This is a genomic window from Saccharicrinis carchari (genome assembly GCF_900182605.1).
Lineage (GTDB): Bacteria > Bacteroidota > Bacteroidia > Bacteroidales > Marinilabiliaceae > Saccharicrinis > Saccharicrinis carchari.
The window spans coordinates 322,839-345,632 of sequence record NZ_FXTB01000002.1 but is presented as its reverse complement, the minus strand read 5'-3'; the positions used below and the strand labels follow the sequence as shown (position 1 = coordinate 345,632).

The following is a 22,794-nucleotide window of genomic DNA, read 5'->3' as shown; positions in this document are numbered from 1 at the left end:
TTTTCAGGCTAAAGCTTATTATTTAGTGTAGAAACTGTAAGTATGACAGTTATTAGGGTTTGCTAATTTTCTCTGGGCACCAAATGGTTCGAATACGAAAGGTTTAAATAGTTTTATATTTTCACAGGTTTCGAAAGAAATCGATTTATATTCAGGAAGATCATTCCATCCAATTAAAAAAACTCCACCTTTGCGTATAAGATCGTAACATACTTTTAAAGTTCTCTCAAGTATTTTAGAATCTTTTACTGCATAGGAGAAAACTCCATTGCATATAATAAGATCTATTGAATTCTTCTTAAAATAGCTATCCATATTTTCCATCGAATCTATTATGTGCCTTTTTGATCCGTAAATTTTAAATTTCGGTTCAATATCAATCGTCCAAAATTCCTTTTTGTTGAATAACTTATTGTATTCCATGGTGTACCACCCAACGCCTATAAAGATAACTTTCTGGCAATCGTGTTTATTAATGAAATGAGGAAAAATAATTTTCTCCAATATTACTCTATCCTCACAAATGTTTTTGATATATATACCGATTAAAGGAAGTACCTTCAACAACCTCAATTTGAGTTTTTTGCTAATAAGTCTTTTTAGTATTGCCATGATTATCTAAAATACAATCAATTTAAATTTGCTGTTTCTGTTTTTGTATAGTTGCAGGATAGGTAGCTCACAAAAGCGAAAAGCATTTAAGGATACCGAAAACAGCCTTAATCATATTGCAAAGGCAGCAGGTGCAGGCCAACATCGGGGTGCGAAAGAAAATAGTGAAGGGTTTGGCAGGTATTGTACAGATGGTACTAAACCAGATTCGAGGGAAACTGGAAGTCTCGTCCGAGTGGTTTGGATGGTTATTAGCTACGGGTGGTGCTATGTTCAGAAAATAGAGCGGCACCGATAATAGAAGCAGCTTTTGTTAGGCAGGAATCAGGTCTTGGAGGGTGGCATAAAGTTTCTCGTACGCAACAAGAGTACGAAGCAAACCATCCTCAACATAGCCTGTCCCGCCATGGCGGGAGCCTCCCGCAATACTACCGGACAGGTTGTGCCGATTTTTCTTCGGCATTGGCGTTAGTTGGTTTTTAAGAACCCATATCGTTAATCCGTCTGCACATTGCAATCCAGGCAGGCCAGCGCGTAGGCGTCGTATTCGTCGTAGGCCGGACCCGGTTTGCCATTTACCGTAATAATCCGATCAATACGAGCCATATTGCCCGTGTCAAAAGTCAGGTACTGTGCATGGGCTTCCCGGGTTACCAAACCCGTAATCTTTCCTTTGGCTTCTTCTACTTCTGTTCCATTTCCAAAATAGAACACCTTGCTCAATTCTTTTTCCTTTTCCTCTGCAAACATGTCGTAATAATCAGGATGGATAGGACTAAATACAGTTGCCATGATCTATTTGTTTTATAACTTAATAACACAAGCTATAAGTTACAAAAAATAATTAAGACTCTTAAATCTTTTTCTTGAGAATCCTTACTTATTAACAAACTCGGAGGGCGTTGCTCCGAACTCAGTTTTAAAGCAGCGGGTAAAGTATGAGGAATTATTGAATCCCACCTGAAACATCACCTCACTCACATTCATTCTTTTTTCGCGCAGAAGCTGTGCAGCTTTTTTCAGTCGGATGGAACGAATAAAATGATTGATGGACAAGCCGGTTATGGCCTTTATTTTCCGATAGAGCTGATCCTGGCTTATCTGCATTGCCTCCACGAGTCCTTGTACCGAAAAGTCCGAATCGGTAAGGTTATCTTCTATCGTAGCGATTACCTGCTTCAAAAAGCTTTCATCTACCGATGTAGGTGCAACTTTGTCGGCGGGAGCGTCCAATACCATAAACTTACGCTTTAGCAGGCGACGCCGTTCTATCAGGCTTTTTATCCGCGTAATTAAAAGCTGGCTGTTGAAGGGCTTTTCGATATAAGAGTCCGCACCCTTTTCGTAGCCTTCAATTTTAGCGTCCACTGTATTTTTGGCCGTCAACAATATCACGGGTATGTGCGATGTGGCCAGGTTGGTTTTTATCTTTTCAGTTACCTCTATCCCGTCCATGCCTTCCATCATGATATCGCAAATAACCAAATCAGGGTTTTTGCGCTGAACGACGTTTAGGCCGTCCTTTCCGTTGGTGGCGGTAAATACTTTGTAATAAGGTTGTAATATTTCTGTCAGGTGCTCCAGTATATCCGTGTTATCGTCAATAGCTACGATAGTTTCTTTTTTTGTTCCTCCCGCTGAATCATGTTTTATTTGATCGGCTTCCGTTTCTGCGCTTAATTCCTGTTCCTGAAGCGGTTCGTATTTATCAAACGCTTCCGCATCAGGCCGCACCGGCCACACAATAAAAAATCCGGTTCCTTTGCCCGCTTTGCTTTTTACGGTAATATGTCCGCCAAGCAGTTCTACGTATTTTTTCACCAACGTTAAGCCTATGCCGGTGCCCTGTGTCACATTTTCGTGCCGCGATCGGTAAAAGCGGACAAATACATTGTTTAATTCCGATTCGGGTATCCCTATACCGGTGTCCCTTACGTTAAGGTATATTTGTGATTCGTCTGCATCTATCTCTAAAAATATTTGACCATAAGGCCGTGTAAATTTAATGGCATTAGAAAGCAGATTAAAAAGGATGGATTCTAATTTTTTAGGGTCGGATACAAGGATAATTTCTTCATCGGGGCACGAGATTTCAAAATCGATGTTTTTACTTAAGGCCATATCCTTGAATTGCAAATGGATGTACCTTATAAAGACGTTTAGCTTGATTTGAAACAGATTGAGGGAGAGGTTATCGGTTTCCATCTTTCTGAAATCCAACACTTGATCGACAAGATGGTGCAGCATCCTGGCGTTTTTCAACATGCGAAAAACCTTGCCTTTGAACTTTACAGGCAGCTCGTCCGAGGTCTGCATCTCCTCCAACGGACCAATCATCAGGGTGAGCGGTGTACGTACATCGTGCGATATGTTGGTGAAGAATTGAAGTTTTTGCTGGTGGAGATCATGCTCCCGCTCCAGGCGTTGCTTTTCAAAGTTTAACTCTTGCTTTAATATAATCCTCGACTTCAACACTTTATAAACCAGATAAATGATAAACACAAGTAGTAAGGTATAAAAAACCAAAGCCAGGTTCGAGGCCCACCAGGGTTTCAGTTTTATTATGGTCAGCACCCTCCTTTCTCCGCTATCCCCGCTATCCTCGCCACTTGCCCTGACCTTTAAAGTATAGGTACCCGCAGGTACGTTGGTGTAGGTGGCCGTAGCCGATGCGCCTTTTATATGGTTCCAGATATTTTCGAAACCTACAAGACGATAGTGGATTGTATTTTTGTTAGGCTCAATAAACGACAAGGCATTTAGTCCGATAGAAAAAGTATGCGAAAAGTGGGGAAGTACGATGGTGTCGGAATAATTAAGTTTTTTATTAAGGATGGTTGTACCCCTTAATGGCTGGCCAGGCAGTATCAATTGATCAAATACTTTTAACTGCGATAGCATTATCGGTATCCCTTTGCCCCCTTTCGCATCCCAATCCGGTTTAATTCGCAACAGCCCGTTGTCGGAGGCGGCCAACAGTTGATTTTGGTCGCGATCAAAGGCGATGTCGTAAAATACATATTCACTTAAAATAGAAACCGGCGCCCCCATATCCTCTTTGAATTTATGGATACCCTTGTAAGTACTCACCCAAATATTTCCGGTGCTGTCCTCCACCATGCCAGTGGTCACCAGTCCTTGTAAATAGGGAAGACTTTGGGGAAGGTCACTACCCGGCGCAATTACGGCCAGTCCATTGCGCAGCATCATCCATAAGTTCCTGCTTTTATCCATATAAAGTGATTCTATGCTAATGGCGTCATCGGCAGATTCAAAGTTAGGGTAATGATCGATATGTTGCACTTCGCCCAGCGGGGTGAGTTGCAATTTGAATAAACCCTGCTGCAACGAACCTACCCAAACAGTAGTATTCGTTGAATCATATAGGATACAACGAATGTCGATAGGATTGGCGTCTTCGTCGGGGAGCGGTATCTTTTGAATCTCATTGGTGTTACCGTTATATCGATAAAGGCCTTTCTGAAAACTGCCTATCCACAATCCACCCTTGTTATCTGGTGTCAGAGCGTAAATACGTTCGTCCTTTAAATCCCGGAATTTTTGCTCCTCCCGCGCGATAGGCTTCCTATTGTAAAGATTAAATGCTTTTACGCCGTTTCCCCACGAACCCACATAAAGCCTGTTGTTGCCACTATCGTAATGTAAAGCCGATACCGATGTGATATTCTGATTGAAAACCGCTTTAAAATTACCTTCTTTATTTAAATATTTACAAACTCCGTTGCCCTGCGTGCCCAACCAAAACAGCTGATCCTGTCCTTTCTCGATACGCCAAATAATATTGGAGAAGATATCGTTCTCGTTTTTTGCATCATATACAAAAGAGTAGGCAGGCTGTGTCAGATCCATCACATTTATTCCGCCAAACCATGTGCCCAGCCATAGGTTTTGGCGGCTATCGATAAGTGTGGTTAAAATATAATTGGAATTTAGCCCATGGCGTTTATGTAAGGAATATACGAAGTGCTCCTCAATGCCACCTGCTCCATCCACTCCTAACTTGAACAATCCATTACCTTCGGTGCCGGCCCAAAGCACATCATTGTGGAGCGACAGGGTGCGTACGATATTATCTTTTAATTGCCAGGGCTCTTTTAGTAAATAAGTTGTGTTGTAGCCCAACGATCCAATACTATCTGAACGATATATGCCCGTCTGCGTGCCAATCCATAAATTATCTTTATAAATGGCAAGGGCGTATGTTTTTGAAGAGCCGGAAACCTCAATGGGTCTGTCGGTAATAAATTCGTCACCAACCCGTCGTACCCTATATATCCCCTTACTTTCGTCGCCGGCAAATAGCATATCTTTAAATGGGCACAACGCATCTATTGCTCCCTTAAGCTGCGCTGCTTTGCTCCACTCAATCGTTTTATTTTCTTTTAGATTGGCCAATAGTTCCTGCAACGAAATGCAAAACAACTCCCCCTTGAATGTGCCCACCCACAAAAAACCTTTTGCATCTTTTACGAGTGACGTGACCGTTAAGTTTATATCTACTCCATTAAATGAGGATTTTACGGGAAATACCCGCTCTTTAAATTTATCGTACAGAAATAATCCACGGTCGCTGGTACCCATCAACACATAACCTTTTTCCAGGGGCAACACCATCGAAACCTTGTTGCTGAATCCGGGCGTATTGCGCTGGTTGAAGATGATAAAGGAAGTACCATTAAAAATGCTTAGGCCCTGGCGCGTAGAAGCATAAATATTACCTTCATCATCTTCGGCCAGGTGATTTACATTGCTAAACGAGAGACCGTCCGTAGTTTTATAGCGCACAAATTTACTTTCGTCGGCCTGTAAAGACGATACGAGCACTTGCAAAAATATTAAAATCAATATTATGCGTATTCCCATTATAAAGGTTTTAAAACAATAGCTGTTACGAAAATACATCATTTTAATCTGAACTATTCATAAATTTTAAGGAATATGAATAAAGTTCAGAACCTGTTCCGCCTCACGGGAATAACACCTACTTAGCTGAAGTTAAACTTTTGACAGAAGTTTTTACTGAAACTTAGTCGCTGCCGGAGACAGAAATAATTCTTGAAACAACATTCGGGGTAGCCAATTAGCTGGGTTAACAATAGCGGGTGCTTTCTCCGAATTTGTGTCATTAAATCCCGAATGCGTGTTAATATCCAGAATTAGTGTTAAAGTTTGTAGAAACGATTATAACCCTTGTAAGTGTATCTCATCTATATTTGTCATATCGATAATCACAAAAAGATATAAGCTATAGAGCTTATGATAGATTTCGCAACTGCAAACCATTTCGTAAGCTACCATGCGCAAAAAAGAATTTTTCTCACTCGGTTTTTGGATTTTCTTATCCATACTGTTTCTGCCCGTTTCCAATAGTTGGGCTCAGGAAGGAGGTGGAGACTTCTACACGGATATTGCCAAAACAAAATACCAGGAACGATATAGTTTTCCGATGGAGCGCCCCGGTCCTGTTGCGCTTCCGCACGATAAAGTGCTTGGTTGGAAAAAAAAGGTGGGCAAAGCTTTTGCTCCGATGGCCAGGATTGAAACCGAGGAGCAGGTGGACGCTGCCTTGGCCGAGTTGAGGGCGAAGTATCAGGTTTTTATGAAAGATATTGCACCCAAAGCTACGGAAGCACGCAAAAGGCTGAATATATCGGCCATGCAGTTTCGCTACGAAACAAGGGAAGATCAAAAAGACTTTAACTACACACTCTCCGGTAAAGGTGAGTGGCAGAACATAACCATCCCCTATTACCACGGGCCACAGGGTCCTTCTACGGTTAACTATCGCACCGAGTTCGAGCTCGATGAATCCATGCTCGCACAGGAGGAGCTTTTTCTCCATTTTAATGGTGCCGACTACTACACCGATGCTTATATCAATGGCCACCACGTGGGCTATCACGAAGGGATGCTCGATGAATTTGAGTTCAATGTCCGCAAATACATCCTTCCCGGAAAGAATACGCTTTTGGTACGGCTACGCAATGATTTTTCTATGCTGGGCAGCGAACAGCCCAAACGCCGTTGGGGAAATAAGCTTGCCGCAAGCAACAGCCCGGGCTGGGATGACCCTTTTACCGGATGGAATTGTGCCCCGGCGGGCTACGGCCTTTATCAAGACCTTTATTTTGAAACCCGATCGAATACCTACATTGCCGACATATTTGCACGCCCCAACCTTGACAGCAGCAGGGTAGAACTGTGGGTAGAAACGGAAATGCTCAATGGCAACGATGCCGATGATTTCAAGTTGTCTGTGGGCCTTTTTGGGCAGAATTTTGAAGCCACGGTAGCAAACAATTTAGCGTATGATGTAGAGTTGGTGGGCGGACGCGTTCTGACTAAAATGATGATTGAGATACCAAAGGAAAAACTGCGTCTCTGGTCGCCGGATAGCCCCTGGCTCTATCAGATGCAGGTAGAACTCTACGACAAAACCGGAATAAAACTGCTCGATGCCATGAAGTGCCAGTTTGGTATGCGCTCGTTTGTCATTTCCGAAGATTCTACACCCAAAGGGCGCATGTACCTTAACGGAAAAGAAATTCGCCTGCGCGGCACCAACACCATGGGTTTTCTGCAGTTAGATGTGATGCGCAAAGACTGGGACCAACTGACGGACGACCTGCTCCTGGCAAAGCTCACCAATATGAACTTTATCAGAACCACCCAGCGAATAGCCCAGAAGGAAGTGTATGAATATGCCGATAGACTGGGGATGATGATGCAAGCCGACCTACCTCTTTTTGCCTACGTCAATCAAAAACAGTTTCATGAGGCACTCGCCCAGGCACCCCGGATAGAGCGTTTGCTGCGCAACCACCCCTCTGTAATTATGATGACCTACATCAACGAACCCATGGGGGGCGTACAGCCACATGCCATTAGCCGTGCGGCCTACGAAAAAATGTTTGATGCCCTCGACATCATTGTCCAGCATGAAAACCCGGACCGGGCAGTTAAATATGTAGATGGCGATTACCAGGCGCCCAACAAAGGATTGCCCGACGACCATTGTTATAATATCTGGTATCCCGAGCACGGAACCGACCTTCCGCTTATGATGAGGGGGGCCTGGGAGCACGTAAAACAAGGCTGGATGTACGGATGTGGTGAGTTTGGCGCCGAAGGCTTGGATTATCCGGAAATGATGAGGCGCCGTTATCCCAAGGAGTGGAATGAAAATAATGATGGAACCTGGTCTCCCGAGCAGTTGAAAACGGAAAAAGGTGGCAACCAGACCTGGGAAAAATACCCATTTTGGTTTGAAGCCGGAAGAACCATGGAAGAATGGGTGAAAGCCAGCCAGGACCATCAGGAGTGGGGCGTTGAAAAGGTAACTCGTGCTTTCAGGCGTATGCCCCGTATGAATACCTTTGCCATACATCTTTTTATCGATGCCTGGCCCAATGGCTGGATGAAGACAATTGTGGATACGGAACGTCGTCCCAAACCGGCATGGTATGCCTATCGCGATGCCTTAACGCCTCTTGCGGTGCAGATTCGCAGCGAACGGAAAAGCTTTTTCAGTGGCGAGGAGCATCCTGTTGAATTGTGGATTTGCAACGATACGCACGAAACGCCAAATACGGAGCTGCGCTATCAATTGGAACTGGAAGGAAAAGTTATAAAAACGGGTAAAGCTAAAGCCGATGTGCCCAATGTTACAGACGGTTCACGTTTTCAGGGCTTCTTGGATGTTACAGCTCCCGAGGTTAAAAAACGCAGTGACCTGACCCTGCGGCTGGGACTTTTTGATGTAAAAAGCGGTAAACAGCTACACGAAGATACCCATGTTTCCAGTGTCTTTCCTAAACTTCAAGTGCCTGATGATAATCGGGTGTATATAGTGGGTAATAAGGATAGTGTTTCAATTGCTAAAGAGTTGGGTATGGACCATGTTGTTTACAAGGGAGATATCAAATCCAACGATATGATTATCATTGAAAAATATGAGCAGTATAATGCACGTCGCGCCGAAATCGATAAAGCGGTACAAAATGGTGCGCATTGTCTTTTGTTGGATATACCAAAAGGGATTGTAAAAATTGGCAGCAATGATAAATCGGATAATGCCGTTGAGCTGATTAAAGAAAAGGGCGTATTTTCACTTATTCAGAATATATCAACAGAGCACGAAGAGGAGGATTGGTCCTGGATAGTGGCCCGCAATAAAAACCACCCATGGTTAAAAGGGACACGAGCAAACGATTTTAAATATACGTATAACAGTAAAATGCAGTCGCCAACCCGACAAACTTACGGTATATTTGAGGCAAAGGGATTTACACCTGTAATGATTTATAAAAACAATTCGATTATCGCTGAGAGAAAAGATGGTGAAGGGCGTTGGGTAATCAGCCTTTTAGACGTGAAGAATCAACTCGACTGCAATCCTGCCTTAGCGGAATTGTTTGTTAAAATACTTGGTGGGTAAAGGGAAACTCCTCCGGAGTTGTGCCCATAGTAGTTTGTCCTCCCCAGTTTGCGCAAGCTCCACTGGGGCTTATGCACACGAAACTCTTACAGAGTTTTTTTGAAGACAACAGCTTAGGGAGCAACTGAAATGTACCCTTTCCCTTCAGTACAACTAAAAACCACGGAGTGGTTGCCCGTACATAACCCCCAGATAAATCTGGGGGTTATGTACGGTACGTCAAAAGAACCCTGATAGGGGTTACCCTTTACGATAGGCTGTTCATCAGTCTCGATGCTAATGATTTGATACGTGATACTAATTTCGAAAAAATGAAAAACAAATTAAAAACAACCATTGGAGCTTTGCTCTTGCTTGCATTTACAGTAATTGCACCCATGCATGCACAAAACAAGGTGCTTATTGTCGGTATTGACGGTTGCAGACCCGATGCCCTTACCGCAGCCCAAACGCCCAACATAGACAAGCTCATAAAAAAAGGCGCCTGGACAATGAGCGCACAAACGGCTACCATCAGCAATAGCGGCCCCTGTTGGACCAGTATGCTTACTGGTGTGTGGTTCGATAAGCACAAGGTAACGACCAACGGATACAAAAATCCGAACTTGGCTGAATACCCCCATTTTTTCCATCGGGTAAAAGAACAAAAGCCCAATCTGAAAACTTATTCGGTGGTCAACTGGCAACCCATACATAAAATACTGCAAGAGGGCGATGCCGATATTTATAATGATTTGAGCAACGATGAAAACGTGACCCGTCGCGTGGTGGAATTGCTACGCGATGATAATCCTGATGCAGTATTCGTTCAGTTAGACGAAGTAGATGGTGCAGGGCACAGCCACGATTACGGTCCAACTATCGAAAAATACCTGGCAGCTATCGAAAAAGCGGACGGCGAGGTAGGTGCGATGATAGCGGCCATCAAAGATCGGGAGACCTATCGCAAAGAAAACTGGTTGATATTGGTTACCACCGATCACGGAGGAAGTAATTACGGCCACGGCAGAGACATCCCAGAACACACCACCATTTTTTATATTGCCCAGGGCAAACGTGTTAAAAAGGGAAAAATCAAACATCCCGTAAACGTAACCGACATTGCGGTAACCGCCATGCAACATCTCGGCATCGATATGAATAACGAATGGAACCTCGACGGAAAAGTTTCAGGGATGAAAAAATAAAACTCCGTCAATTATTATCATAACTCTCATGTCTGGATACTTGTGTCTGGATACTAATTATTAACAATGAACTCACCCCCCTTCTTTCGCGTGATCAGCTTATTAATTCTGGTCTCATTTTCAATGATGGCCTGCACCGGGCCGTCCGAAATTTTCGTGAGCCCTTCGGGCAGCGACCAAGACAAAGGAACGCGCAAGGCCCCTTTCCTCACAGCAAAAAAGGCATTGGAACAGGTCAGGGCGGTAAAATCAAATAATCCCGACAAATACTTTGTCATCAACTTCAGGGAAGGTATCTATCCTATAGATGCCTCCTTGCAGTTGGACGCTGCTATGTCCGGGTTGGTGTTGCAGGCCTACAAGGATGAAAAAGTGATTTTTTCGGGTGGCGTTGCCATACCTCCGGAATTAATTACACAAACCACATCCGTAGAAACCATCGACACACCGCAAGGTACCGTGTATGAAGTGGACCTAAAAAAGGCCGGGATAAGCGATTTTGGAGTGCTTCGCAATGTGGGTTTCTCCCGTCCCTACGGTCCGGCCTGGGGCGAGATATTCGTGAACGGCAACCCGATGCACCTGTCGCGCTGGCCCAACCAGAGCATGGTGCCCATGGGTAAAGTACTGGATGCAGGCAGCGTACCGCGCTACGACGATTTTACCGATAAGGGTGGCGTTATTCAATACGACTCCTTGCGTGTAGATAGATGGGCAGATGAAACAGACCCTTGGATGGCGGGCTATTTCCATGCCGGCTTTGCCGACGACATGGTAAAGATAAAAACCATTGACAGTTCCAAAAAAACCATTACCACAGCCAGTGCCACCCTTTATGGCTATGCGGGTGGAAAGCCCTGGCAAAACTGGTATGGCGTTAACCTGCTGGCCGAATTGGATGTGTCTGGCGAATATTATATCGACCGCGAAAAGGGTAAGCTTTGGTTTATTTCGCCGGAAGAAAAGGTGAACACCCTGGAGTTCTCCGTATTGGAATCGCCATTTGTTACCATGAACGATGCCAGCAACATTCAGATCAAAGGAATTACTTTTGAAGCCTCCCGCGGCATGGGTATCTCACTGGTCAATTGTGAAGGGGTTCGTATCGAGGCTTGTCAGTTCACCAACCTGGGGAGTCTGGGTATCGCCGTAGGCATGGGCATCGAACCGTTCAAGGAATACCGCCATGAGGGTATCGGCCAGCCGAAAGAACATCTGGTGGGGAGCCTTCAGCAGCATCTGTATTCCCACACCATCTTTAACCGCATGGGGGGTAAGAACAATACCATCATCCATTGTGAGTTTTACAACCTGGGTGCCGGCGGTGTTTCTTTGGGCGGTGGCAATCGGCTCACCTTGGAGTCCGGCAATAATAAGGTCGAAAACTGCCGCTTTCACCGCATCAACCGTATCGAACAAACCTACCGGCCCGCGGTACATCTTACCGGAGTGGGCAATATCATCCGCCATTGCGAAATGTATAACCTGCCCAGCATGGCTATTTTAATGCACGGCAACAACCATCTAATCGAGTACAACTACATCCACGACGTTTGCCTCGATGCCGAAGACATGGGCGCCTTTTATTATGGCCGTAACCCGGCGGAAAGGGGCACGGTGCTGCGTTATAACTATTTTGCGAATATTCCTGACCAGTTCAATACCAGTGCGGTATATCATGACGATGCCGCCTGCGGTTTGACCGTTACGGGAAATATATTTAACCGGGCAGGGAAGCTGGTGTCGCTGATTGGCGGAGGCTCGGATAATATTTATACCAACAATATTTTTAACGGCGGTAAGGTGGGTATGCGCACCGGTAACCGCTTGCAGACCTGGGCCAAATGGCTGATGGACGATGGCGGGCTGTTCCAAAAACGGATGGAGGAAGTGAACTACCAACAAGCCCCTTACAGCGAGCAATATCCCGGGATTGAAAATTATTTCGATAAAGCGCACGTCCCCACCGGAAATCTCGTGTCGGGCAATTTGTTTGCCGATATGGATCAGGTTTCTGTAGGCGACGAAGCCTGGCTGGGCTGGCAAGCCGATAATAAGATTGTCGATAAAGGCATCCGGATAGATGTTACGGAGGCAGGGCGCATTTCATTGGCCGACAGTGCCTTTGTTTTTGAGCAAATACCCGTGCTGAAAAATATTCCTTTCCAAAAAATAGGAATGTACGATAGGGATGATGGGCAGCGGTGAAACCCGTGGACAACGAAGCAACAGCGCCATGATGTGGAGCATGTTGTAAAAGAAAAACATTGCACCACCACGCAGTTGCTTCCAGCCTCTTATCTATTATCTGTCAGGCTCTTAAAAAAACCAACTGTTGCTAACATGGCCTGTAATTACTCTTCTTTGCCATTAACGATAATTTGTTGTTAATGTTTTGATGCTCACAAAGGCCTAAGGCTTAAGCCTTTAGTTATTAATCGCCTGCTGTGTTTATAGTATTTTCGATCTTTAGATACGGTATTAGTCAATTTTAATTATTTGGATACTATTATTTTACATCCCTCAAAAAAACAAAATATAGCATTGAAAACCAATGTTGAGCAAGCAATTGTAGGTCTCAAAGCTGGAAATCCAATTAGCTTTAATCTTCTTTTTACGGAGTATTACAGGCGATTGCATTTTTTTGCCCTCCAGTATGTTCAACATTCCGATGTCTCGGATAATTTGGTGCAGGATACTTACCTTGCCCTTTGGAAAAATCGAAAAAACATAAAGGCAAACCATGAGGCGGCATTGTTATCGTGGTTATATACGGTGCTTAAAAACAATTGCTGCCACTATCTTAAGCAGAAGAAAGCAAGGCACGAATTTTCTGCTAAGTTATTGCAGGAGCAGGGCGAACTCGATATAGCCGGGCTGGAACAACTGGATACCTCCGAACAGGTTTTACATGAAATCAATGCCATTGTGGAGGATACACTTGAAAAGCTCAGCCCGCAGTGCCGTCGCGTGTTCGAGATGAGCCGGTTCGATGGCCTTAAAAATAAAGAAATAGCCGCTGAGCTCAGTATCACCACAAAAGCTGTGGAACGAAATATGACCCGTGCTTTAAAGGTATTCCGTATTTCACTCCGGGAATACCTACCAGCAGCCCTGCTTTTTTGGGTTGGGTAAAAAATCTTGCCAAAGTCTTACACTCGGCTGAATTAAATCAGGCTTCAGCTGCAACCGGACACGTTTCAGTCTGAAAATAAGTTAACATCCGGAATACAATGCAGCCATGAGAAATTGGGCAATCCGTTAAATTTTCCTAAAATTTATAAATATTTCATGTGGGGGTAAAGCGTTTTTAACACTCTTAGTTTTAAACGCATTTACTGTTTACAATGAACAACGAAAAAATTTGGAAGTATATTAATGGGGAGCTGCCCGAAGAGGAGAAGGCTTCCGTTTTGCGTTGGATAAAAGAAAAGCCCGAAAGAATCGCTGAATACCATCGCTTAAAAAGGGATTTTTCGTTTTCCGGCAGTTCCGACCATATCACCGACGAAAGTATTGCACGCCATTATGATACCTTACTGGGAAGGATACAGGCTTCGGGTAAAAAGATAAACGGCCTTTTTACAGAATTGTTAAAATATGCCGCAGTTGTTGCGCTTACATTTCTGACAGCTTATTATATTTTTTCCCATAGCGATCAATCTTCCAAAGATTCCTCTAAAGTGCTGTTAACCCAGGTGGAGACCATGGCGGGTCAATCGTCGAAAGTTACGCTGCCCGATGGAACTGCCGTATGGCTCAATAGTGCTTCCAGCTTGACTTATGCGGCAGATTTTGGGCAGCATGGGCAACGGGAAGTGACACTTCAGGGCGAAGCATTTTTTGATGTCACCCGCGATACCCTGAAACCATTTAAGGTATCAACGAGCGAGATGGTGGTTAAAGTGCTGGGCACCAGTTTTAACATGGAAGCCTACGATGGCAGCGATGTGGTGACCACCTTGGTGGAGGGCAAGGTGCAGATTAACAGCCCCGGAGGTACAAAGCTATCGGATTTAAAACCCGGGGAGCAAATTACCCTTTCGTTGGCCACAAATAAATTGGAGATAAAGGAGGTGGATACCCGATATTATGCCTCGTGGAAGGATGGCTACATCATACTTAACAATGTGCGGTTAGAGGATATTGCCCCTAAGTTAGAACGTTTTTACAATGTGAACATGGTGCTTAAAAACAAGCGCGTAAAAGATATTGTAATCAATGGGCGGGGATTGCGCAACATGCCGGTGGATCAGTTGATGCGGGTGCTGAAAATGACTTATGGCCTGGATTATAAGATAGAATCGAGTCTGGAAGAAATTACTAAAATAACTGTTTATTAAGGTCGGGGGCGCTCGTAACGCCCCCGACCACAGAAATAACGCCGTGTAAGCGGCTTTTATGTTAATTCTTAAAATGCAAATTTATGAAAAACAAATGGATTTTCTATTTAATGGAAATGAGTCGCGTAAAAATGCGCAAGAGCTCAAGAGTCGCCTTTCTGCTGCTACTGGCCGGAATGCTCAACGTGGCTGCCGGTACTATGGCGCTAAGCCAGCATTTTACTGTTACCATGCGCGATGCCACCATAAAGGAAGTGCTAAGTGCTATTGAAAGCCAGTCGGATGTCTCTTTTTTTTACCAGGACGAAGCTGCTGTAACAAAAACGCGTGTAAGCGTTGATTTTAAGAATGCGGCACTCAAGGATATCCTCGAACAAGTTTTCGAGGGCACTTCACTCACCTATAAGTTAACGGACAAATATGTGGCCATTATCGATAAAGCGGTGGCCGACGATCAGCAGCAAGCATTGAGAACCGTGAACGGACAAGTAAAAGGTGCCGATGGATCACCCATTCCCGGCGTTTCCGTTTTGGTCAAAGGTACCGCCCTGGGTACCATCACCGATGCCGACGGTAACTTTACCCTGACGGGGATTCCAAAAGATGCCGTATTACAGTTTTCGTTTATAGGGATGAAATCGATTGAGGTGTCTTCCACCGGTCAAGATACCTTTGACATCGTGTTGCAGGACGAAATCCTTGGACTGGGCGAAGTGGTAGTTACCGCCCTGGGTATGAAGAAATCGGAGAAGGCCCTGGGTTATTCCGTTCAAAAAGTGGAAGGCGATGTGCTTCAGGTAGCCCCCGAGGCCAATGTGCTCAGCAACCTGACCGGTAAGGTGGCCGGCCTCACCATATATAACAGCACGGAGTTTTATCGTACACCCTCAATTAGTTTGCGGGGCGAATCACCCTTGGTAGTCATCGACGGTGTTCCCGTTTCCACCAACTTTTGGAATATCAGCCCCAACGACGTTCAGGAAATGAGCGTACTTAAGGGAGCCACGGCTTCTGCACTCTATGGCTCCAAAGGTGCGGGAGGTGCCATCATGATCACCACCAAAAAAGGGGATGGCCAAAAGGTAAGCGTAACCATAAACAGCAGTACCATGTTCAAAGCCGGTTATGCTGTTCTTCCTAAACCGCAAACGGTATATGGTACCGGCGACAATGGCCGTTACTCGTATTTCGATGGCGCTGGTGGCGGGGTAAACGATGCCGGATCCTATGTTTACGGCCCCCGCCTCGACGAACGCGATGCCGCTACCGCCAGCGGATGGAAGGAGCTTTCGCAATGGGATAGCCCTATCCATCCCGATACGGGTGAGCGCATCCCGACACCGTGGAGGTCCAGGGGTAAGGATAACCTGAAGAATTATTTGGAAACAGGCTTTATCACAACCAACAATATCAGCGTTACCCAAAGTACCGACAAAGGTAGTTTTAGGGTGTCGATGTCGCATGCCTACCAAAAAGGCCAGGTGCCTAACACAAAACTGAATAATTCCACACTCAACCTGGGCGGAACTGTTAAACTGTTAGACAAGTTGAGCCTGGAATCGTCATTTTCGTACAACAAGCAGTTTTCCCCCAATCTGCCTTCTGCAGGGTATAGCGGGAGCGGATATGTTTATAATTTGATGGTATGGTCAGGGGTTGATTACGACATTCGCGACTTCCGCGACTATTGGCTGGTAGAAGATGTGCAGCAAAAGTTTTATCAATATACGCCCTGGTACAACAACCCCTATTTTTTGGCCTACGAAAACGAACGGGGATATTATCGCGACGGAGGCTACGGCTTTGCTTCGCTTAATTATACCATCACCGACGATCTGAAACTAATGGGCCGCACCGGTATAAACACAAACACAACCCGCGAAAATACCAAAACACCCATCAGTATGGGGCAAGGGCTGGGTAATTACAGCGAAAATACCAGCTACGACTTTAGCGTTAATGCAGATGTGCTTTTAACTTACGACAAAAAGATAAGCGACGATTTAGAGCTTAACTTTCTGGCAGGAGGAACACTAAATTTTAACGAATACCGAAGCCTTTCAGCCTCTACGGACGGTTTAAACGTGCCCGGGTTCTTCTCTCTGTCCAACTCAACCAACCCGGTGAGCGCATCCAATTACCTGAGTAAAAAACAGGTGAACAGCGTATTCGGAAAATTAAGCCTTGGATACATGAATGGACTCTACTTAGATGTAACGGGCCGGAACGATTGGTCCTCGTCTCTACCTAAAGAAACACGCTCCTATTTTTACCCCTCGGTGGCTTTTAGCGGTATTGTTTCGGAGTTTATTGACATGCCCGATAAGGTATCGCTGCTAAAAGTAAGGGCTTCCTGGACCCTCTCTAAAAAAGACATTGGGCTTTATAGCCTGAGGCCGGTCTATTCTATAAGCGCCGATGCCTGGGACGGACAAAGTACAGCTTCCTACCCCGGAGCTATAAGGGGCGCCGATGTAAAGCCTCAGGAAACCCGGACTTACGAGTTGGGTACCGATCTGCGCTTCTTTAATAACAGATTGAATGTGGACTTTTCGTATTATAATACCTTGCGCTATAATATGGTGACCAATGCGCCCATCTCTGATGCTTCCGGATTTACCAGTAAAACCATCAATACCGACGAAGAATACGAGAAAAAAGGTTTTGAAGTAGTGCTGGGTGGTCAACCTGTCAAGAACGATGTACTTACGTGGGACACGCAGTTTAACTGGTCCACTTACCGATGGTACTGGAGTAAGGTAGATCCTGTTTTTTCGCCCAATACCGACTGGGTGCATCCCGGAGGCCGCATGGATTATTATGTGAATTGGGACTGGGCCCGCGATCCCGAAGGAAATGTGATTCACGGAAGCAACGGAATGCCCGTATGGGACAGTGAGCAGAGTGTGTTGGGATATACCGGCGAAGACTTTGTTTGGGGTTGGAGCAACGATGTAAAATACCGCGATTTTAATTTCGCCTTTTCGTTCGACGGCCGCGTGGGAGGTATTCTACACTCCCAGACCAACCAGGCCATGTGGAATTCCGGAGCGCATCCCGAGTCTGTAAACCAGTATCGCGAAGCAGCCGTAAACGGAATTAATTCATATGTTGGCGATGGTGTGGTTGTGGTGAGCGGCGAAGTAATACGCGATGAGCAGGGAAATATTACCAGCGATACCCGCGAGTTTGCACCCAATCAAACAAAGGTAAACTACATTACCTATATGAAAACCGCCAATCCGTACATTGGGAGTCCTACATCTCAAAACCTGTTCGACAAAACTTTTGTAAAGCTTCGCGAGCTGTCCTTAACCTATAATTTGCCCACAAAGATAATTAGCCGGGTAGGCTTATCCGAAGCAAATATTGGCGTGGTAGGACGAAACCTATGGCTCTGGACCAAGGAGGTGGACCATGTGGATCCCGATTCGGGCTCCGACAACCTCTCGTCGGCCTCGTACCGCAACATTGGTTTTAACCTAAAGCTATCATTCTAACCAATTAACGATAAAAAGATGAAAAGATTAAAAATATATATATTGTTTGTGCCGATGCTTATTTTGGGCGCATGCACCGGTAATTTTGACGAGTTGGCCAAAAACCCCAACAGTGCCGAAGAAGTGATACCAAGTATGATTTTTACAGGATTGGCCTGGGATGTAGCAGCCCCCAATTACGGGACAACGATTTTTTACCCGGCCTTGGTGTCACGGCAAGTGGTTTGGACCGAGAACATACATTCCTATCAGTATTACTATTTCGACCGTTCGGGCTTGGGCGGTTTTGGCAACATGCGGAATGTTCAAAAGATGATGCAGGAAGCAGAGCGCACCGGCGAGATGGTTTATAAGGGCTTGGGACATTTTTTTAATGCCTGGTTCTTGTACGATATGACCATCGCTCTGGGCGATATTCCGTATAGCGATGCCATGAAGGGAGAAACAGAAGGAGTTTATTCGCCAAAATATGATAGCCAGGAGGATGTGTTTGTGGGCATCTTGGATGAGCTGGAAATGGCCAATGAAATTTTGGGCGAAACAGACGGTGTTTTAATTGGCGATATCGTTTACAACGGTAGCCTATCCCAATGGCGTATGGCGGTGAATACTTTTGCGTTAAAGGTGTTGACATCTTTATCCAAGCGTGCCGGCGATAGCAAAATTGACGTGGCGCAAAAATTTAATCAGATATTTTCAAATCCATCCCAATATCCTGTTTTTAAATCCAATGCCGATAATATGCAACTGGAGTTTAGGGATAAGGGCGGAGAACGATATCCCTTTTGGAACCATACGCACAGGCAATATCCGCACCTGGATAAGTCGTTCACCGATATGATGAAGCAGTTTCGCGACAAGCGCTTGTTCTATTACGCCGCCCCAACGGGCAAGGCCCTGGACGAAGGTTTAACGGCGGATGATTTTAATGCCTATGAGGGCGGCGACGGAACGGATCCCTTTGAAAACCTGGTGGCTTTGGAGGCCGCAAAAGCTATGTCGAGGATACATCCGCGTTACTACGAGGATTTCGATAACGAACCATACGTTGCGCTTGGGTATGCTGAATTGCAGTTTAATCTGGCCGAGGCTGCACAACGCGGATGGACAAACGGGAATGCACGGGAGTTTTACGACGAAGGTATAGCGGCTTCGGTTAGGTTTATCCGCGAACACGGACGTGCCTATGACGGCATTACGATGGACGATGCCTGGATTGAAAGTTACCGGACCGATCCCCGCGTTATATACAACAGCGCCACAGGAGTGGAGCAGATAATTACCCAAAAGTATATCGCTTCGTTTCTGAATTCCGGATGGAACACGTATTTCGAAAACAGAAGGACGGGCTTCCCCACTTTTAATGTTAACCCGGCAACTTCGCTCAATACGGGCCACACGGATGTGATACCGGTCAGGTGGCGTTACCCGCAAAAGGAGTTGGATTACAACACCGAAAATGTGGAAGAAGCCATCAAGAGGCAGTTTGGTGAGGATAATGTCAACGCCAATATGTGGTTGATTAAATAGTACATATTAATTCAAAAAACTTAATAAAATGACAAAGATATTTCAATATACCTTATTTCTCTTGTTCCTGGTGCTGGTATCCTGTTCCAAGGACGAAGGGCCGGAGTTTATTTATGCCTACTTTCCCGAGAAGTCGGTAAGTATGGTAGAAAATAGTGGCCAGACGGTGGAGATACCCGTGAAGATATTTGCTATGGAAGATCTGGAGAATGACTTCGTGCTCAACTATACTATCTCGGGAGATGGCGCGGCAAGGGTACAGGACCAGAGTGGAGGCAGCATTACCGTTGAAAAAGGGTACAAGGCATATATACAATATATTAGGCTGGCCCCCATCGACAATACCGATAGCGACGGAGATGCTTCCCTTACCCTAAACCTCCAAGGTACCAATGCAAAAACAGTAATTGGACTGGGCAACGATAATATGAACAGTACCATGGCCATCAATGTGCTGGACGACGACATCGCCTGTTTGGCCAGCCTTTGGGAAGGCGCGCTGAAATGTAACGACGACATATACCCCAGTTACAGCCCTAACACCTGTAGCGGAGAAATAATCGACGGTAATTGTATGCAGGTAAGGGTAAGTTTCGATTTCTGGGGCGACAGTAACCTCCATACCATCCTGGAGTTAAAACTTGGTGATATAGATCCTGTAACAAACCAGGGACCGGTTACCTTGATGAGCGAATACAACGCTGTGAGCAGTGGATATGACATGACCTTTTATGCTGGCGATGCCGGTATATACGATGCCAATACCTTTGAGCTAAAACTGGCCGTTCAATTTACCGGTTACGACATTGGCGGCGACGGGAAATATAGGTTTACCGTAAAAAAATAGGGTAGTGATACCATTCTAAAGAGGTCAATTGATGGATAAATGGGGCTGTCTCAAAAGTCAAAAATATTTTGACGTAACTTACAAATTGCAAGTGCCATGTAAATGGCTCTTCCCTTTGTTCCTGAGAACAAGGGGAAGTACGCCGCCAGAGGCGGTGGGATGGGGATCGTGAGGTGATCTCACTTACAATCTGCAAGTTTAAATGTTAAATAAAATACTTTTGAGACAACCTCATTGTTCACCAGGAAACTATCAAATTTATAACAATACCAATTATAAAGTTGGGCTAAAGCCCGATATCTCTGCGATGAAAGCCCCGGGATAAATCCCGGGGCTAGTTATAAATAACATAGGTAAAACTCTTTTTTTACAATTAGGCACGGCATTTCCTGTCTGCCAGAGGCAGGATGCCGTACAGTATTTCGCAGTGTTAATCGGTTTTAACCGAAAAAAGTAAAACTGGCAGCTTCTTAATCGAGCAAAAAAGGCATTATCTATCAGTCGCTTATCTAATTTTAAACAGAATATGAAAACACTTAGCATCTTTTTTTTAATATTTTTTCTGGCCTCCTGCAAAACCAACAGCAGCACCAAACCGGTGCGAAATAAAAAGGAAGAGTCCGGACCAATAAAAATTATGACATTTAATATGTTTCACGGCGGTGATGCCGGTGGACAGCCCATGTCAAAAAGTATTGCCGTGATGCGAGCTGCCGAAGCCGGCATTGTGGGGGTGCAGGAGAGTCATGGCTATGGCGACCCGCGCTCCGATCTATCGGCCCAAATGGCCGGTAACATGGGGTGGCGGCATGTGGACCAGGGCTCCTATGACGCGATAATGACCAAATATACCATTGAAGAAACCAGCAACAATAAAATGGCGGTTAAAATCAAAATTGACAAGGATAAGTTCCTGTGGATCATCAACTGCCATTTAATGTATATCCCATACCAACCCTATCAGCTCAACAATAAAAAGTACGGCGATTACCCTTTTCTATCTACTGAGGAAGAAGCGATAGCCGCGGCCAATAAAACCCGTAAAAAGGAGGTAGATAAATTGGTGAAAATAGTGGAGGAAAAAATAAAGGATGGATGGCCGGTTATCGTCACAGGTGATTTTAATGAGCCTTCGCATCTCGACTGGACACAGGCTGCCGCTGCCGCAGGCATCAAAAAAATCAAAGTAGAGTGGCCTTCCACCAGGGCTTTTACCAATATAGGGATGAAAGATGCCTATCGCAGCTATCGTCCCGATGAGGTGAAGTATCCGGGGAATACCTGGACGTCCTTTGACTCACCGGGCGAGATTCACGACCGTATAGATTTTATTTTTTATATAGGTGATCAACTTGAGCTAATAAGTGCCGAGGTAGTGGGTGAAAGTCTGGACAAAGCGGACATTGCTGTTCAAAACTATCCCTCCGATCACAGAGCCGTCGTAGCCACCTTCGAATGGAAATAGCGTTTTGTCTCATCCCATAAAGCAAAGTTATCGGATGAGCGGAAAATATCTCATTGTCATAAGGATTTGTACCTTTCTGCACAAAAATTATTCTACCTATATTTAACCCGGCTGGGCTAAGGATGGTGGCATACTTTGAGCCTGATGTAGTTTATATAAAACCTTTGTTCGCATGAAATATCTACTTTTATCCTTACTCTTTGTACTGTTCCTCAGCGTAGGTGCGCAACAGCCCCAAAAAACCAACGTGCTGTTCCTTATCTCCGACGACCTCACGGCCACCGCCTTATCCTGTTATGAAAACCCGGCATCGCACACGCCGCATATCGACCGGCTGGCTTCTGAAGGGGTACGTTATACCCGTGCCTATTGTCAATACCCGGTCTGTGGCCCTTCGCGTGCCTCGCTTATGTTTGGCTATTATCCCAATGCCACGGGAACCTATGGTTATGAGAGCGGGCGCGAGAACGTAGGAGACAATGCCAGGTCGTGGTCGCAATTGTTTAAGGAAAACGGATGGTTCGCGGCCCGCGTGAGCAAGATATACCACATGGGCGTGCCCATAGATATTGAGAAGGGATCCAACGGTACTGACGACGAAGCATCATGGACAGAGCGCTATAACAGCCAGGGGCCGGAATGGAAAGCCGGAGGGGACGCCGAGCTGGTGCAGAACAACCCACATGGCCTTAAGCCCCGCCGGGGCGGTAATGTGATGACCATCGTAAAAGCCGATGGCGATGATCTGGTTCATTCCGATGGAAAGACGGCCCAAAAAGCCGTGGAGTTGCTCAGGCAGCATAAAAACGGGACATCTAATTATTTGGGATAGATTTAAATTCTTTTTTACAT

14 protein-coding genes are annotated in these 22,794 nt (G+C 45.3%); 11 read left to right on the top strand and 3 right to left on the bottom strand.

All coding sequences use genetic code 11. The features are described 5' to 3' along the window. Window positions 1-18 precede the first annotated feature (18 nt). Window positions 19-612: a class I SAM-dependent methyltransferase gene (locus tag FN809_RS05825; RefSeq protein ID WP_142532554.1), complete on the bottom strand. Its 594-nt coding sequence runs from the start codon at window positions 610-612 to the stop codon at window positions 19-21. 116 nt (window positions 613-728) lie between these two features. On the opposite strand from FN809_RS05825, the gene FN809_RS17715 reads away from it, so the two are divergent. Next, entirely contained in the window at window positions 729-896 is a 168-nt protein-coding gene (locus FN809_RS17715) for a hypothetical protein (RefSeq protein ID WP_185957470.1), read from the top strand. A gap of 211 nt (window positions 897-1,107) precedes the next feature. Here FN809_RS17715 and FN809_RS05820 read toward each other — a convergent pair whose 3' ends face one another. Both FN809_RS05820 and FN809_RS05815 read right to left on the bottom strand, forming a co-directional pair. Beyond that, window positions 1,108-1,404 carry a hypothetical protein gene (locus FN809_RS05820; RefSeq protein ID WP_142532553.1) on the bottom strand — a complete coding sequence of 99 codons (297 nt, stop codon included), beginning with the start codon at window positions 1,402-1,404 and terminating at the stop codon, window positions 1,108-1,110. Window positions 1,405-1,488: 84 nt separating this feature from the next. Then, the gene (locus tag FN809_RS05815; RefSeq protein ID WP_185957469.1) at window positions 1,489-5,496 is read right to left on the bottom strand and encodes a hybrid sensor histidine kinase/response regulator transcription factor; all 4,008 of its coding nucleotides are present in this window, start codon (window positions 5,494-5,496) and stop codon (window positions 1,489-1,491) included. A gap of 433 nt (window positions 5,497-5,929) precedes the next feature. Here FN809_RS05815 and FN809_RS05810 point away from each other — a divergent pair, with 433 nt between their 5' ends. The 10 genes from FN809_RS05810 (at window position 5,930) to FN809_RS05765 (ending at window position 22,774) form a co-directional block, all read left to right on the top strand. Continuing rightward, window positions 5,930-9,070: a glycoside hydrolase family 2 protein gene (locus tag FN809_RS05810; protein ID WP_142532551.1), complete on the top strand. Its 3,141-nt coding sequence runs from the start codon at window positions 5,930-5,932 to the stop codon at window positions 9,068-9,070. Between the two features lie 311 nt (window positions 9,071-9,381). Further along, entirely contained in the window at window positions 9,382-10,257 is an 876-nt protein-coding gene (locus FN809_RS05805) for an alkaline phosphatase family protein (RefSeq protein WP_142532550.1), read from the top strand. 66 nt (window positions 10,258-10,323) lie between these two features. Further along, window positions 10,324-12,465: a right-handed parallel beta-helix repeat-containing protein gene (locus FN809_RS05800; protein WP_142532549.1), complete on the top strand. Its 2,142-nt coding sequence runs from the start codon at window positions 10,324-10,326 to the stop codon at window positions 12,463-12,465. A gap of 336 nt (window positions 12,466-12,801) precedes the next feature. Continuing rightward, entirely contained in the window at window positions 12,802-13,392 is a 591-nt protein-coding gene (locus FN809_RS05795; protein ID WP_185957468.1) for an RNA polymerase sigma-70 factor, read from the top strand. Window positions 13,393-13,604: 212 nt separating this feature from the next. Beyond that, the gene (locus tag FN809_RS05790; RefSeq protein WP_142532547.1) at window positions 13,605-14,600 is read left to right on the top strand and encodes a FecR family protein; all 996 of its coding nucleotides are present in this window, start codon (window positions 13,605-13,607) and stop codon (window positions 14,598-14,600) included. An 83-nt stretch (window positions 14,601-14,683) separates the two neighbouring features. Beyond that, window positions 14,684-18,100 carry a SusC/RagA family TonB-linked outer membrane protein gene (locus FN809_RS05785; protein WP_142532546.1) on the top strand — a complete coding sequence of 1,139 codons (3,417 nt, stop codon included), beginning with the start codon at window positions 14,684-14,686 and terminating at the stop codon, window positions 18,098-18,100. Between the two features lie 18 nt (window positions 18,101-18,118). After that, window positions 18,119-19,630, top strand: a complete 1,512-nt coding sequence (locus FN809_RS05780) for a SusD/RagB family nutrient-binding outer membrane lipoprotein (RefSeq protein WP_142532545.1) — start codon at window positions 18,119-18,121, stop codon at window positions 19,628-19,630. Window positions 19,631-19,658: 28 nt separating this feature from the next. Continuing rightward, window positions 19,659-20,477, top strand: coding sequence for a hypothetical protein (locus tag FN809_RS05775; RefSeq protein ID WP_142532544.1), 819 nt, complete (start codon window positions 19,659-19,661; stop codon window positions 20,475-20,477). 526 nt (window positions 20,478-21,003) lie between these two features. Then, window positions 21,004-21,942, top strand: coding sequence for an endonuclease/exonuclease/phosphatase family protein (locus tag FN809_RS05770; protein WP_142532543.1), 939 nt, complete (start codon window positions 21,004-21,006; stop codon window positions 21,940-21,942). Between the two features lie 172 nt (window positions 21,943-22,114). Further along, on the top strand, window positions 22,115-22,774 hold the full coding sequence (locus FN809_RS05765) for a sulfatase-like hydrolase/transferase (protein WP_142532542.1): 660 nt from the start codon (window positions 22,115-22,117) through the stop codon (window positions 22,772-22,774). Window positions 22,775-22,794 lie beyond the last annotated feature (20 nt).

Coding starts and splice junctions, on each gene's coding strand:
- FN809_RS05825 (WP_142532554.1), bottom strand. CDS start 612: ATGGCAATACTAAAAAGACTTATTAGCAAAAAACTCAAATTGAGGTTG.
- FN809_RS05820 (WP_142532553.1), bottom strand. CDS start 1,404: ATGGCAACTGTATTTAGTCCTATCCATCCTGATTATTACGACATGTTT.
- FN809_RS05815 (WP_185957469.1), bottom strand. CDS start 5,496: ATGGGAATACGCATAATATTGATTTTAATATTTTTGCAAGTGCTCGTA.
- FN809_RS05810 (WP_142532551.1), top strand. CDS start 5,930: ATGCGCAAAAAAGAATTTTTCTCACTCGGTTTTTGGATTTTCTTATCC.
- FN809_RS05805 (WP_142532550.1), top strand. CDS start 9,382: ATGAAAAACAAATTAAAAACAACCATTGGAGCTTTGCTCTTGCTTGCA.
- FN809_RS05800 (WP_142532549.1), top strand. CDS start 10,324: ATGAACTCACCCCCCTTCTTTCGCGTGATCAGCTTATTAATTCTGGTC.
- FN809_RS05790 (WP_142532547.1), top strand. CDS start 13,605: ATGAACAACGAAAAAATTTGGAAGTATATTAATGGGGAGCTGCCCGAA.
- FN809_RS05785 (WP_142532546.1), top strand. CDS start 14,684: ATGAAAAACAAATGGATTTTCTATTTAATGGAAATGAGTCGCGTAAAA.
- FN809_RS05780 (WP_142532545.1), top strand. CDS start 18,119: ATGAAAAGATTAAAAATATATATATTGTTTGTGCCGATGCTTATTTTG.
- FN809_RS05775 (WP_142532544.1), top strand. CDS start 19,659: ATGACAAAGATATTTCAATATACCTTATTTCTCTTGTTCCTGGTGCTG.
- FN809_RS05770 (WP_142532543.1), top strand. CDS start 21,004: ATGAAAACACTTAGCATCTTTTTTTTAATATTTTTTCTGGCCTCCTGC.
- FN809_RS05765 (WP_142532542.1), top strand. CDS start 22,115: ATGAAATATCTACTTTTATCCTTACTCTTTGTACTGTTCCTCAGCGTA.